This is a genomic window from Bacillus siamensis, assembly GCF_051628075.1.
GTDB classification, from domain to species: Bacteria; Bacillota; Bacilli; order Bacillales; family Bacillaceae; genus Bacillus; species Bacillus siamensis.
Map to the genome: position 1 here is coordinate 1,305,301 of NZ_CP155579.1, position 13,342 is coordinate 1,318,642.

The 13,342-nt window shown below is 45.0% G+C and carries 13 protein-coding genes and 1 riboswitch; of the genes, 8 read left to right on the top strand and 5 right to left on the bottom strand.

Features of this window, described 5'->3' with window-relative positions; genetic code table 11:
* Nucleotides 1-44 precede the first annotated feature (44 nt).
* Together sigI and ABDB98_RS06940 are read left to right on the top strand one after the other, a co-directional pair.
* Nucleotides 45-800: an RNA polymerase sigma factor SigI gene (gene sigI, locus ABDB98_RS06935; protein ID WP_438421756.1), complete on the top strand. Its 756-nt coding sequence runs from the start codon at nt 45-47 to the stop codon at nt 798-800.
* Nucleotides 797-1,966 (top strand): anti-sigma-I factor RsgI family protein, encoded by a 1,170-nt coding sequence (locus tag ABDB98_RS06940; RefSeq protein WP_438421757.1) that lies wholly within the window; start codon nt 797-799, stop codon nt 1,964-1,966. Before sigI ends, ABDB98_RS06940 begins: the two co-directional genes overlap by 4 nt.
* A gap of 6 nt (nt 1,967-1,972) precedes the next feature.
* Here ABDB98_RS06940 and ABDB98_RS06945 read toward each other — a convergent pair whose 3' ends face one another.
* A complete protein-coding gene (locus ABDB98_RS06945) occupies nt 1,973-2,167 on the bottom strand; it encodes an alpha/beta-type small acid-soluble spore protein (protein WP_013352019.1) in 195 nt (64 codons plus the stop codon).
* 135 nt (nt 2,168-2,302) lie between these two features.
* Complete coding sequence (locus ABDB98_RS06950; RefSeq protein ID WP_438421759.1) at nt 2,303-3,004, bottom strand: DUF1836 domain-containing protein; 702 nt, start codon at nt 3,002-3,004, stop codon at nt 2,303-2,305.
* 148 nt (nt 3,005-3,152) lie between these two features.
* Between ABDB98_RS06950 and htpX the strand changes: the two genes are divergently transcribed.
* The 4 genes from htpX to ABDB98_RS06970 all read left to right on the top strand — a co-directional run bounded on the left by htpX (nt 3,153) and on the right by ABDB98_RS06970 (nt 6,500).
* Entirely contained in the window at nt 3,153-4,046 is an 894-nt protein-coding gene (gene htpX / locus ABDB98_RS06955) for a protease HtpX (RefSeq protein ID WP_095240815.1), read from the top strand.
* A 158-nt stretch (nt 4,047-4,204) separates the two neighbouring features.
* The gene (locus ABDB98_RS06960; RefSeq protein WP_438421760.1) at nt 4,205-5,557 is read left to right on the top strand and encodes a TrkH family potassium uptake protein; all 1,353 of its coding nucleotides are present in this window, start codon (nt 4,205-4,207) and stop codon (nt 5,555-5,557) included.
* A 96-nt stretch (nt 5,558-5,653) separates the two neighbouring features.
* Nucleotides 5,654-6,328 carry a DUF421 domain-containing protein gene (locus tag ABDB98_RS06965; protein WP_438422125.1) on the top strand — a complete coding sequence of 225 codons (675 nt, stop codon included), beginning with the start codon at nt 5,654-5,656 and terminating at the stop codon, nt 6,326-6,328.
* 1 nt (nt 6,329) lies between these two features.
* Nucleotides 6,330-6,500: a hypothetical protein gene (locus ABDB98_RS06970; protein WP_016936366.1), complete on the top strand. Its 171-nt coding sequence runs from the start codon at nt 6,330-6,332 to the stop codon at nt 6,498-6,500.
* 42 nt (nt 6,501-6,542) lie between these two features.
* Here the strand turns inward: ABDB98_RS06970 and ABDB98_RS06975 are convergent, their stop codons facing one another.
* The gene (locus ABDB98_RS06975; RefSeq protein WP_438421762.1) at nt 6,543-7,565 is read right to left on the bottom strand and encodes an acyltransferase family protein; all 1,023 of its coding nucleotides are present in this window, start codon (nt 7,563-7,565) and stop codon (nt 6,543-6,545) included.
* Nucleotides 7,566-7,820: 255 nt separating this feature from the next.
* Between ABDB98_RS06975 and ABDB98_RS06980 the strand changes: the two genes are divergently transcribed.
* Both ABDB98_RS06980 and ABDB98_RS06985 read left to right on the top strand, forming a co-directional pair.
* Complete coding sequence (locus tag ABDB98_RS06980) at nt 7,821-10,040, top strand: PAS domain S-box protein (RefSeq protein WP_438421763.1); 2,220 nt, start codon at nt 7,821-7,823, stop codon at nt 10,038-10,040.
* Nucleotides 10,037-10,534, top strand: coding sequence for a methylated-DNA--[protein]-cysteine S-methyltransferase (locus ABDB98_RS06985; RefSeq protein ID WP_438421764.1), 498 nt, complete (start codon nt 10,037-10,039; stop codon nt 10,532-10,534). Before ABDB98_RS06980 ends, ABDB98_RS06985 begins: the two co-directional genes overlap by 4 nt.
* 241 nt (nt 10,535-10,775) lie before the next feature.
* Here ABDB98_RS06985 and mtnA read toward each other — a convergent pair whose 3' ends face one another.
* Together mtnA and mtnK are read right to left on the bottom strand one after the other, a co-directional pair.
* On the bottom strand, nt 10,776-11,837 hold the full coding sequence (gene mtnA / locus ABDB98_RS06990) for an S-methyl-5-thioribose-1-phosphate isomerase (RefSeq protein ID WP_438421766.1): 1,062 nt from the start codon (nt 11,835-11,837) through the stop codon (nt 10,776-10,778).
* Between the two features lie 6 nt (nt 11,838-11,843).
* Nucleotides 11,844-13,028: an S-methyl-5-thioribose kinase gene (gene mtnK, locus ABDB98_RS06995; protein ID WP_438421767.1), complete on the bottom strand. Its 1,185-nt coding sequence runs from the start codon at nt 13,026-13,028 to the stop codon at nt 11,844-11,846.
* A 110-nt stretch (nt 13,029-13,138) separates the two neighbouring features.
* Nucleotides 13,139-13,293, bottom strand: a riboswitch (SAM riboswitch).
* Between the last annotated feature and the right edge of the window lie 49 nt (nt 13,294-13,342).

A 13,342-nucleotide genomic window follows, 5' to 3' on the forward strand; every position in this document is an offset into this window, starting at 1 on the left:
ACTAAATTAGCTATGATTATGAGTAGTTATAGGGAGGAACTGAGGTGAAACCAGTGCTTAGCCTTTTGTTTAAATTGGGAAAAAAGAAGCAAACGCTTGAAACATCTGTTGAAAAAATACAAAAAGGCGACAAAGATCTGCAGAACGATTTAATACAGCAATATAAGCCTTTTATCGCGAAGACGGTTTCATCCGTTTGTAAACGATATATAGATGAAAAAGACGACGAATTCAGCATCGGGCTGATCGCGTTTAACGAAGCCATTGAAAAATATTCGGCTGAAAAAGGTAATTCGCTGCTTGCATTTGCAGAGCTGATTATAAAAAGAAAAGTAATAGATTATATCAGAAAAGAAGCAAGAGCCGCCCAGCATATCAATATGGATGTGCAGGAAGGCGACGACCAGGAGTCTTCGCAAAGCCTTATTGAAGCGGAGCTTTCCATTGATGAATACCGCAAACAGATAGAGATTGAGCAGCGCCGGGAAGAAATTCTTTTTTTTCAGAAGCAGCTGCAAGAATACGGTCTGTCTTTTAAAGAGCTGCTGGAACAATCGCCGAAGCATACAGATGCGAGGCAGAATGCGATTAAGGTAGCCTACACGCTTGTGGAAAATGAAGAGCTGGCGTCTATTTTGCACCAAAAGAAACAGCTTCCGGTCAAACAGCTGGAGCAGCTCGTGTCGGTCAGCAGAAAAACGATCGAACGGAACCGAAAATATATCATCGCCATGAGTATTATTATTTCCGGTGATTATATTTATTTAAAAGATTATCTTAAAGGGGTGTTGCACTCATGAGAAGAGGGATCATAGTAGAGAAAAATAAAAAATTCGTCACGTTGCTAACCCCTGACGGACAATTTTTGAAAACAAAAAATGATCACCGCGCTTGTGAAATCGGAGAGGAAATGACGTTTGAAGGCGAAACGCGTATGGGAAGAAGGGCCAGCTTTTTTGATTTTCTGAAACTGCGCCCTTTTAAATTGGGAGTGTTTACAATGACTGCTATTATCCTATTTATTTTAATCATGCTCCCGGTTTTTTCTGATAACAAAGCTTACGCGTATATGACGCTTGACATTAATCCAAGCATTGAAATGGCTTTAAACAGCAAATACGAAGTCATTGAACTCACACCGCTGAACCATGACGCCCAAAAGGTCATAAGTGACATCGGAGACTGGAAAAGCAGCGACTTTAAGGAAGTCATCAGTAATATTATTACCGATTGCAGCAAGCATGGATATGTAAAGGAATCAAAAGAGATTTTAATTTCCACGGTTTACGAAAATACAGATGACAATACATATAAAAAAGGCGTTAAAAAACAGCTGGCTGACATGACTGAAAAATATAAGGGCACCTACCAGCTTCAATCTCTTGAATCGGATATGGAAACAAGGGAAAAAGCAAAACAGGAAGGGATGTCAACAGGCACCTACATAAGAAGAAACGAAAAGAAAACAGAAGATAAACAGCCTGAAAAGAAAACCGACGATAGTGAAAACGAACAGAAAAACACTGAAACAGATACCGATCAAAACAAGCAGCCGGACACAGAAAAACCGGCGGCTGATGACAACACGGCTCCTGATGAAGAAAAGGCAGCAGAGCAGCCGGATAATAATGAAACAACGCCCGGCACGGAAGATGCGAAGCCGGACAGTCAAGACGGCAATCAGCAAAACGAAAAAAATGCAGTTTCTGGATCAGAGGAAAATACCCAGAAGGAACAAGATGGGGAAACAGAGCAGCCCCAAACACAAAATCCTCAGGAAAACGGAAATGACAAAGAGCCTAAGCAGAGGTATAACAATCATTACTGGAATCATGAACGAAATGAACATTGGGAATCCTATCGGCGCCATGAAGATCCGTCAGACCGAAGGAACCCGAACGGCTACCGCCACGGAAGGGAGAATGCTGATAAACATCAAAATTCGCCGAGAAATCCCGGCGAATAAGCTGCATTATTGAGTTTTGCCGTTTAATTGTGATTGAGCCTGCTGTACAAGCCGCTTTGTCATTTCCCCGCCTACAGAGCCGTTTGCGCGTGCTGCTGTATCAGAGCTAAGGTTCACGCCGAATTCTTGAGCCACTTCGTATTTAAATTGGTCAAGTGCCTGCTCAGCCCCTGGAACTAAGAGTTTATTTCTGCTCGCCATCTTTTTCATCTCCTTTTCTCTGGCAAGATGTTTTTACGCGTTTTAGTTTCAAACGGAACGGTATTGATTATGCTGGCAATTGTTGTGCACCTGAAAAAACCCCGGCGCAGACACCGGGGCAAAAAAACGTATGAATTATAATAAATGGCTGGTCATTTTGTAGGCGGAGGCTTGGATATGGAAAGTCAAAACGGAGAGCACGGTAACCGCGAGTATGGACCTGATATTGTTCCATTGCCCGCTTTCGAGTTCTTGAAAGCAGTCTCTGAGCTTGTCCGTCTGCTGTTCAACGAGCTCCTGCAGGCTCGTTTCCTTCATCGGCGGGTTTGTCTTATGATGAAGATAATCAATCACCTGGGCGCAGCTCTCATAATAGCTGATCGGGCTGATGACGTCATCTGATCTGTCGGTAATCGTGTTAAAAGCGATTTTTAATATGGCGCGTATATGTTCGAAGTCATAAATTGATTTTAAATCACGTACAATGAGAAGGATGACAGCTTGTTCAATTGTATATTTTTTTCCGAGTAAAGGGTGTCCGATTAAATCTTTAATATCGCGCTTCACCCAGTTTTGGACGGCGGTTGATTTTAAAGACGTCAGCTCGCACAGGTTTCCCAGCTCGACAATCTCGTTTGTTGAAAGCCCGTATTCCTTTTTCTCTTTTTTTCGTTCGAATCTCGTCAGAAATTCAGGGATGTGCAGCCGGCTTTCCGCTTCATCCAATGTCATGTCCGCTGATTGCAGTAAGATTTGGAGAGGGGTTGCGTCTCCTTGGCCTTTTAACGCGTAAAGAAGCCGCACCATATCGGTTCGGGTCAGTTTAAACGTGTTCATGGTTCACCTCTGATTGATTACGTGTTCACTTTCTTATATCACTGAGAATTACATTAACATCATACGTCGAAATTGTTGCATTTTCAAACAGATCATTTATAATTTAATTAAATAAGTTCTTTTGATCTTAAAAAAGACGGAGGTAATTATGGCGAAAAGAATATTTCTGTTTATTTTAACGAACCTTTTGGTCATTACGACAATCGGAATTGTGCTTACGATTATTACAAGCGTTACCGGTGTCGGCTCGTATATACAAAATGGCCGCGTCGATCTGATGGCATTGCTCGTGTTCAGCCTTGTCGTCGGTTTTGTCGGTTCTTTTATTTCTCTCGGAATGTCCAGATGGATGGCAAAAACGATGATGGGCGTCCGGGTGTTAAATCCGAAGAAGCAGTCACTCAGCTATGAAGAGCAGCAATTGGTTGACCGTGTGCACAGATTGTCCCGTGCAGCCGGAATGACGAAAATGCCTGAAGTCGGCATATATCATTCACCTGAGGTCAATGCCTTTGCGACCGGTCCTTCTAAGCGCCGTTCGCTCGTCGCGGTTTCCTCAGGTTTATTGCAGCAGATGGATGATGCTGCGGTGGAAGGGGTTCTTGCCCATGAAGTCGCACACATTACAAACGGTGACATGGTCACGATGACGCTGCTTCAGGGAATCGTCAATACGTTCGTCGTATTCCTTTCCCGTATCGCGGCATGGATTGCGAGCCGCTTTGTCAAAGAAGATCTCGCGCCGGTCGTGCATTTTATCGCGATGATCGTGTTTCAGATTATTTTTTCCATTCTCGGCAGTCTTGTCGTCTTCGCATACTCGCGTCACAGAGAGTTCCACGCTGACCGCGGCGGTGCCGACCTTGCCGGAAAGGATAAAATGATTCACGCCCTGCGTACGCTGAAGTCTTATACGGGACATGTGAATGAAGAGGACCAGACGGCGGTGCAGACGTTGAAAATTAACGGCAAAAAGCATTCGTCACTGTTCTCCACACACCCTGATCTGGATGAGCGCATCCGCAGGCTGGAAGCCAAATAATCAACAAAACCTCTGACAATCGTTTCAGAGGTTTTTTGTTTAAAGATCGGCAAATTACATAAGGTAATGAAAAATCTTTCTAAAAAGCCCTTTAAAAAATCTCCCAATATCATTAGAATAATTACGTACTACATTTGAGAGGCAGAAGGAACTATCTTATGAAATTAAAGCTGAAGAAATTCATACAGGTTTTGTCGCCTGCACAGCTGATTGCGTTATATTATTTTCTTGCTGTGACGGTGGCATTTATTTTGTTAAGTCTGCCGGCGGCCCACAAACAAGGGGCCAGCTGGTCGTTTATAGACGCGCTGTTTACGGCGGTCAGCTCAGTCAGTGTCACCGGTTTAACGGTCGTCAACACGGCTGACACATTCAGCACGGCCGGAATTGTCATTTTGGCTTTCGTGCTTCAATTCGGCGGGATCGGCATTATGACGCTCGGAACATTCGTCTGGCTTATTATGGGCAAACGGATCGGTTTGCGGGAACGGAAGCTCATTATGGTGGATCAGAATCAATCGCAGTTTTCCGGTATCGTCAACTTGATGAAGCAAGTGCTGTTTTTGATTTTATTAATCGAGTTTTTAGGCGGCATCATCTTAGGAACCTATTTTTTAACGTACTATGATTCGTTTGAACAGGCGTACTTGCACGGCTTCTTTGCGAGCGTCAGCGCAACGACGAACGGCGGTTTTGATATTACGGGAAATTCACTCGTTCCGTTCAGGCATGACTATTTCGTGCAGTTTATTACGATGCTTCTGATTGTTTTCGGTGCGATCGGGTTTCCGGTGCTCGTAGAAGTGAAGGACTTTTTGTTTTCAAAACAGCGCAGATACTCATTTACGCTGTTCACGAAAATTACGACCGTAACGTTCGGACTGCTCGTTTTGTTCGGGGCTGTCGGAATATACGCGCTTGAAGCCACCCATGTCATGAAGGGGAAAAGCTGGCATGATGTTTTATTTTTATGTCTCTTTCAATCAACCGCTACGAGAAGCGGCGGGCTTGCGACGATTGATATCAGCCAGCTGTCGGCGCCGACATTATTTTTCATTTGCGCCCTTATGTTTATCGGCGCATCGCCGAGCTCGGTCGGCGGCGGAATCCGTACGACGACATTTGCGCTCAACCTTCTTGCTCTGTTTCATTTTGCCCGCGGAAATAAAGCGGTCAAGGTCTTTAAGCGCGAGCTTCATCAGGCTGATGTCATAAAGTCGCTGGTCGTTACGATGATGGCGATTCTGCTCGTGTTTGGGTCAACGCTGATTCTGGCAGTGACGGAGAAAAATCAGACGCTGCTGGGACTGCTGTTTGAAGTTTGTTCCGCTTTCGGAACGACCGGGCTCTCGCTGGGAATCACTCCGCATTTAAGCGACATCGGAAAATGTGTGATCATGGTGGTCATGTTTATCGGCCGAATCGGTATTTTGACGTTCCTTTATTTAATCGGCAGAAAAGAAATCGAAGCTAATTATCACTATCCGAAGGAAAGAATCATTATCGGCTGACACCGCTTTTTGAAAAGCGGTGTTTTTTTATTACCGGAAAATGGATGGGTGGAAACGGTTTTGTTGGAGATTCTAATTCGTAAAGAGGTGACGTCATTGCTTGCCGTTTTTTGGAAATCCTTGATTATGATAGCTGTCGGTACCTTTTTATTGCGAATTGCCGGACGGAAATCGATCAGCCAGCTGTCGGTGACTCAGACGGTCATCATGATTTCCATCGGCTCCATTATTATTCAGCCGTTTATTGAACATAGTTTATGGGAAACCATTTTCGCGGCGTCGATTTTTATCGCAGTACTGATTCTGATGGAATATTTAGAAATCAAATCAAACTTTTTTGAGTTTTTGTTTTCGGGGAAAACCGTCGCCGTTGTCAGAGACGGAAAAATCATCCCGGAAAATTTAAAAAAGATGCGTTTCACCGAGGCGCAGCTCTCCATGCGGATCAGGCAGGAAGGCCTCGGGGACATACAGGATTTTAAATATGTGCTGCTTGAGCCGAACGGACAGATCGGCTATGAGCTCATTGATGATGCCAAAAATGTGACAGTGCGCGACCTTAAAAAAATGTTTGATGAATTCAAAACAGATCTGCAGACAGAAGGAGGAAATCAAATGAAACGAAAAGCAGCGAAGAATGAAGCTTTGACCAACAACAATACACCGACTGAGAGCATGGATAAAGATGCATACAAAACACAATATGACGGCGATCCCGGACTGAGAGGGGCAAACCGCAAATCAAAGCACGGCAGACAAGGGGGCGAATAATATGACGAAAACAAACCGGCACAGCAAAGACATGCAAAATCATAAAAAGCCGATGGACCCTAAATTGCTTGAAGAAGAATTTTCAAGTGAGCTCGGAGATTATAACGCCGGAAAATGGATTGAAACGCTTGAACAGACGAAGCCAAAGAAAAAAGAAGACGGCAAAAAATAAAAAAATACCTCTTAGGCGATAACGCTTAAGAGGTATTTTACATTATTTCGAATAAGCCCCGTTCCTTGTTCCTTTAATCGCTTCAAGCCAGCCGGTGATCCGCAATTCAATAAACGGCTGTGCGGCCGTTTTCACCGCATTGCTGGAGAGAATGGACGTGAGGGCGGCCGTTAACATCAAGAGAACAACTAAATTCTGGTAATCGGACAGATGATCTTCAAGCCCGATCTGCCGCAGCGTTTTTATAATGAATCCATGCAGCAGATAGACGTAAAACGTTCTCGTACCCCACTTCGTAAAGAAATAACGCTTTTTCGGAACGAGCGCCAAAAAGCTGAAGGTGGCGGCAAAGGCCAATACGTACCAGCAGATCCGCGACAGACCGCTCAAAAGCGTCACTGTGCCGAATGTAGAATAAGGCTCCGATCCGAACAGCCACGAGTAATCAAAATCAATGAACCAGCATAAGAGGAAAACAATGCCCAGTACGCCCGCGGCAATCTGCCTGCCCCTTTTGGCCCGAAGTAAATCAAAGTGCTGTTTTTTCAAATAAAACCCGGCGAGGAACATCGGAAGAAAGACAAACGTCCGTGAAAGACTCAGCGTGCTGCTGATGAAATCAAGATACCCGATCATGACGGCAAGCCCGCAGCTTGCCCCAAGCGCCCACATTTTCGGCAGCTTCGTAAAGGGATACAACAGCAGATTCCAAAAGAATAAGCTGACTAAAAACCAAAGAGACCACTGCGGATCAATCGGATTGACGCTTGTCATGCTTTCATCCTGAATCAAATAGTAAAAAACCGAGTAGATGCCCTGAAAAATCAGGTACGGAATAATCAGCTTCACAGCCAGCTTTTTTACATAACCTTTCCGCTTAAAGTTTTTTGCGAAGTAGCCGGAAACCAGAATAAAGGCCGGCATATGAAAAGTATAAATGAATTTGTAGAGATGGAGCATAAACTCATTTCCGTTAATAAATGACCGGAGGATATGGCCGAACACCACCAGAAAAATCAAGATAAACTTGGCGTTGTCAAAATAACTGTCTCGCGATTTTGTCATAGCATCACCTTCTCTTCAAAAATCATCCACTGCATGATTATTTCCTGATGATGTTCATTTTAAAATAAAAAACAAAAAATTGAAGGAGGAAAAAAGGGATTGTTAGGATGATGTAACGGGGAGGTAAGGATCGTAGAAAAAGACTCTAACTTGTCATATCATTGAAATTTTCTGAAATGTATAGGGCGAATGAAGGAAGATGAGGTATTTTGTAGAAATATTGAAGGATAGGTTTTTGAAGAAGGAGTGTACTGAATGGCTGAAACTCTGGATTTGCAGACAAAGGAGTCGCTGAAAGAGCAGCTGAAGCGGCTGAAGGAGGAAAATGACCGCCTGAAGAGTGATTTGAACCGGTATCATGTGATTATGAATAACACGCTTGATGCCATTTTTATATGCCATAAGGAAATGAAAATCGTCCAGGCGAACGAGGCCGCGGCCCGGATGATGCAGATTGAGGCAGAGCGCCTCATGAACCGCTCCGTTCTGGACTTTTTATATTCCGTGCCTCAGGAAGAACTGAATAAGGCCGTGAAAAAATTTTTGAAAAAGGGCTATCTGTGGAAAGAGGTGCCGATTAAGCTTGACAGCGGCGCGACGAAATACATTGAATTCCTCGCCAGAGACGGAATTGGGGAGGATTATTTTTTTGTGGTCATGAGGGATATCTCCTCTAAAAAAATCTTAGAGCGTGAATTCTCTATGAACGAGCAGCTGTTCAAAGATTTGTTTGACAGAGCTGTCGACGGCATCGTGCTGTTTGATAAGGACGGCGGGTTTATTGATGCGAACCTCTCTTTTTGCAAAAGCTTTGAGATCGGCCAGAATGAACTGTCCCATCTGTCGCTCCGCCATTTTACCGACGGAGAAAACAAAAAGCACCTGAAAGAAATCTGGGACACCCTCCGGAGAAAAGGAAGCGCTAAAGGAGAACTGCCGGTCAAGCTCCGGTCCGGCGAGGAGAAGCTGTTTGAGTTTACGATTACGTCCAACTTAATCAGCGGGTTTTACATGTCTATTATGAGAGACATAACGGAGAAACGATCGATGGAATTGAAACTTTTTAAAAGCGAAGAGCGCTTCCGCGAAATTTTTGAAAACGCCATGGACGCGATTGTCATTTGGAATGATGACGGAAAAATTGCCAAAGCAAACGAGTCGGCGTGCCGTATTTTCGAGCTGCCGATGGATAAGCTGACGGAAACGAATTTATGTACGTTTATCGTTGATCCGCAGAAAAAATACAAGCAGATTAAGAAGAAATATGAAAAATACGGGGAAATCCGGGCAGAGATGCTGTTTCAAATGGCAAACGGCCAGTACAAAGAGCTTGAGTTCACATCAAAACGAACCATACTCGAAGGTCAGCATTTAACCATTTTAAGAAATGTCAGCGATCGTAAGCGGATGGAAAAAGAATTGCGGGAAAGCGAGCTGAAATTCAGAAAAGTATTCAACGGCTCAATGGACGGAAAAGTCTTGTTTGACAACCAATTCCGCATAATTGACGCGAATCCTCTCGCAAGCCGTATACTCGGCATGCCGGATGATGAGCTGAGAGCGCATACCGTTCCGGATATTCTTTCTTTATTTGAAATTGAAAACGCGGGTGTACCCGCCAAAAAGATCGATCTGGAAGGAATGGATAATGAAATCCCCTTCCTGTTAAGCAGCAGTGACAGCCGCAAATTGGAATTTTCCTTCAAAAGGAATATCATTCAAAATATGAACCTGGCCATCTTTAAAGATGTCACCGAGGCCAAAGAGCTTGAGGAGAGGCTGCGGAAATCCGACACTCTTCACGTCGTAGGGGAGCTGGCGGCCGGCATCGCCCACGAAATCAGAAATCCGATGACTGCGCTGAAAGGGTTCATTCAGCTTCTGCAAGGAAGTATTGAAGGTGAATATTCCCTGTACTTTAACGTCATTACCTCAGAATTGAAACGCATCGAGTCTATCATTACCGAATTTTTAATTTTAGCGAAACCTCAGGCAATATTATATGAAGAAAAAGACGTGACGCAGATTATGAAAGACACGGCTGATCTCTTGAATGCCCAGGCCAATCTTGTCAATGTGCAGATCCATTTGAACCAGACCGGGAACATCCCGCAGATTTACTGTGAGCCGAATCAATTAAAACAGGTGTTTATCAATATTTTAAAAAACGCCATTGAAGTCATGCCGGGCGGCGGCAATATCTACGTGACGATCCAGCCTTCTGATAAGGACCACATTCTGATATCCCTTCAAGATGAAGGAACAGGCATTTCTGAAGACAAATTAAAACGTCTGGGCGAGCCATTCTACACGACAAAAGATAGGGGGACGGGTCTCGGTCTCATGGTCAGTTATAAAATCATCGAAGAGCATCAGGGCCGCATTCATGTGGAAAGTGAAGAAGGGAAGGGCACGGTTTTTCATTTGACGCTTCCGATCCGGCAGAATACCGAAGAAAGAAGGAGCGGCGAATGATCTGCTTTATAAGTGTGAAAGCACCGTTTGGAACGGTCAGCCTGACGGAGGAAGATGGCTTTATTACCGGCCTGTTTCTCACCGGGCAAGATTTTGAGGAATGGCGGAAAGATACGCCCGGCGTGAAATCGTGCGAAACCGATTTGCTGTCGGAGGCGAAACAGCAGCTGACATCATATTTTTCCGGAGAGAGAAAGCATTTCTCTCTGCCTCTGAAACAACAAGGCACACTCTTTCAGGAAAAGGTATGGAACGCGCTGACGATGATTCCTTACGGTGAATCACGAAGCTATGGTGATGTAGCTGAAGCTATCGGCAAGCCGAAAGCGGTGCGCGCCATCGGACAGGCCAATAAACGCAACCGGCTGCCGATTTTTGTCCCGTGCCATCGGGTAATCGGCAAAAACAGCGCCTTAACGGGATACGCGGGCACGAAGACGGATGTAAAAGCGGCGCTGCTGAACATCGAACAAATATCCTATAAAGAAAAATAAAGCATATGGCACGTTCCGTTTTTTCACGTCCGACATATCATTTTATTAAGTAAAAAAAGTTGGTCTGATGAAAAAGGAGGACGAAGCCTGATGAAAATGAGCCGTCCGCAAAAGATAGCCGGTTATGCAGAGCTGTTTTTTAAAATGCATCTGATTTCAGCCGCCCAAAAAGATGAAGTGATGACATTATGCAGACAAAAAAACCGCTGACATTGCCTGAGGCAACATCATCAGCGATTTTTCAGCTCAGCTGGCAGTCTGCGAATAATTGTTCAATTTCTTCCGTGTAAGAACCCGTCACAATTCCTTTCTCGGTGATAATGCCTGAAATCAGGCTGCTCGGTGTGATGTCAAAGGCCGGGTTGAAGACCGGCACATCTTCGGGAGCGGTGCGTATGCCGGAGATTTGTCTGACCTCATCCGGATCTCTTTCTTCAATCGGAATCTGATCGCCGTTTTCAATCTGCAAGTCAAATGTCGAAAGCGGTGCGGCCACAAAAAACGGAATCTGAAAGGCGTTTGCCAAGATCGCGAGGCCGTACGTTCCGATTTTGTTGGCCGTATCTCCGTTTTTAGCAATTCTGTCAGCGCCGACAATGACTGCTGAAATATGTTTTTCCTTCATTGTATGGGCGGCCATGCTGTCAGTAATGAGCGTGACATCAATCCCGCCCTGCATCAGCTCCCACGCCGTCAGCCGCGATCCTTGGAGAACGGGCCTTGTTTCACATGCGTAAATATGAAGGCCGAGGTCTTTTTGTTTCGCTAAGTAAAAGGGAGCAAGCGCCGTACCGTACCGGCTTGTGGCAATTGAACCCGCATTGCAGATGGTCATGATCTGGTCGCCTTTTTTAAAAAGGTGCAGCGCATTTTGGCCGATCATCCGGCATGTTTCTTCATCTTCAACCTGAATTTGAATGGCTTCATGAACGAGCGTTGTCTTCGCTTCATTGATTGAGATTGCATTCCTGATGGAATCCGTCAATCTGTCAAGCGCCCAAGTGAGATTGACGGCAGTCGGTCTTGAGCTGTTTAAATATGCTTTGACATCGGCGAGCTGACGGCGGAAATCAGAAAGATCGCGTGTTTCAAACGATTTGGCGGCAAGCGCGAGTCCGAACGCCGCAGTTATACCGATGGCCGGAGCGCCCCTTACTTTCAGTGTGACAATCGCGTCGAATACATCTTCCTTTGTTTCAAGATCCGCATACTCAGTGACATCAGGGAGCTTTTGCTGATTTAAAATGCGGATGTGTGTTTCTTTCCATTCCACGGAACGGGGGATGGCAAATTCATTTGTCATGCTGCATCATTCCTTTACACGGAGCTTAAATTGATCCAGAACCTCAGTGATATGCTTCAGTTCTTTTCTGTTTTCGATATAATAGGCGCCGATTTCAAGCGCCAGCTTCTTCCGTTCAATTCGTTTATCAAACGGAGTGATTTCATCCAAGTCAGCCACATGGGCGAGCCCGATCGTGCGCCGGATCAGTTCGCATCCCGCAAAACCGACCGCTTCCTCAAACGCGTTTTTCAGTGTATCTTCCAGCAGGTGTCTGCAGGAAGGCAGGCAGTCTTTCTCCCATGCTTCACTGAATGTTTTTACAAATGTGTCCCATACGGCGGCGGTGTGGTCATATAACGGCTGTCTGTCGTCACCGTCCCGGCTGAGGGCGTTTAACAGCAGATTTGCGATAAATTGGCCGATGTCAAAGCCGATCGGTCCGAAGAAAGCAAACTCGGGATCAATGACCTTTGTTTCATGTTCATCGGCAAAGATGCTTCCCGTATGCAGATCGCCGTGAACCAATGTTTCCGCGGAATTCAGAAAGACGGCTTTCAATTCATCAGCGCCTTCTTTCAGCCGGGAATTGTTCCAAATTTTTTCTGCGTATGGGCGCAGCTCCTCTTCAAAATCGTTTGTTTCATGGTCGAAAAACGGTTCTGTAAACACAAGCCTTTCTGTAATATTGCAAAGTTCGGGATTTGTAAACTGCTTTGCGAGCTGCTGTTTTACTTTCGCATCAAGCGCATAATCGGATGAGTAAAAGAGCGTTTTTCCCAGAAACTCACCGATATGGGCTGATAAATTCGGATAATGTTTTCCTTCCATCAGTCCTTTTCTTGAGATCTTCAGATGCGAAAGGTCTTCCATTACCGTAACCGCCATTTCAGTATCGGAATAGTAAACGGCCGGAACGAGATGGGGCACGTGTTCGCCCTGGCGGATGAGGGCGCTGCTTTCGATTCTCGCCCGGTCAATCGTAAGCGGCCAGCTTTCCCCGACGATTTTCGCGTAAGGAATCGCCTGTTTAATAATCAGTCCCTTTTTGTTTTCTTTATCGAAAACGTGAAAGACGTAATTTAAATTGCCGTCGCCGATTTCACGGCATGTGAGAGTGCTTTTGCTTTGAAATAAGCCGAGCTTCACAGCTAACGCTGCGGCGGAGCTTTCCGTTAATTGTTCATAAAGACTTGTTTTAGTTGCAGACATGGATTTACCCTCCAATTATGTAGTGGCAGTAAGAGATCGTGACGGAGAATACGCCCGAAAAAAAAGCCTCCTTCTCTGAAAGAGAAGGAGGCCGAAACAGTGCAGTCCGCCTCTTATCTCTCAGATAACATCTGATGGAATTAGCACCGTGCCCTATGAGACAATCGTCTCGGCGCAAAATGTACGCGCCCCATTTCACAATGGAATTACGGTCGGTTGCTGTTGGGGTCAAAAGGCCAATCCCTCGCCCAACTCTCGATAAGAGAAAAATATATTGATTTGTATCACAATTCGGATTAATCAGTTGATGAAAA

Bases quoted from the DNA above. Each gene is read 5' to 3' on its own strand.
- ABDB98_RS06940 (WP_438421757.1), top strand. From the start codon at position 797: ATGAGAAGAGGGATCATAGTAGAGAAAAATAAAAAATTCGTCACGTTG.
- ABDB98_RS06960 (WP_438421760.1), top strand. From the start codon at position 4,205: ATGAAATTAAAGCTGAAGAAATTCATACAGGTTTTGTCGCCTGCACAG.
- ABDB98_RS06975 (WP_438421762.1), bottom strand. From the start codon at position 7,565: ATGACAAAATCGCGAGACAGTTATTTTGACAACGCCAAGTTTATCTTG.
- mtnK (WP_438421767.1), bottom strand. From the start codon at position 13,028: ATGTCTGCAACTAAAACAAGTCTTTATGAACAATTAACGGAAAGCTCC.
- mtnA (WP_438421766.1), bottom strand. From the start codon at position 11,837: ATGACAAATGAATTTGCCATCCCCCGTTCCGTGGAATGGAAAGAAACA.
- ABDB98_RS06980 (WP_438421763.1), top strand. From the start codon at position 7,821: ATGGCTGAAACTCTGGATTTGCAGACAAAGGAGTCGCTGAAAGAGCAG.
- ABDB98_RS06985 (WP_438421764.1), top strand. From the start codon at position 10,037: ATGATCTGCTTTATAAGTGTGAAAGCACCGTTTGGAACGGTCAGCCTG.
- htpX (WP_095240815.1), top strand. From the start codon at position 3,153: ATGGCGAAAAGAATATTTCTGTTTATTTTAACGAACCTTTTGGTCATT.
- ABDB98_RS06970 (WP_016936366.1), top strand. From the start codon at position 6,330: ATGACGAAAACAAACCGGCACAGCAAAGACATGCAAAATCATAAAAAG.
- ABDB98_RS06950 (WP_438421759.1), bottom strand. From the start codon at position 3,004: ATGAACACGTTTAAACTGACCCGAACCGATATGGTGCGGCTTCTTTAC.
- ABDB98_RS06945 (WP_013352019.1), bottom strand. From the start codon at position 2,167: ATGGCGAGCAGAAATAAACTCTTAGTTCCAGGGGCTGAGCAGGCACTT.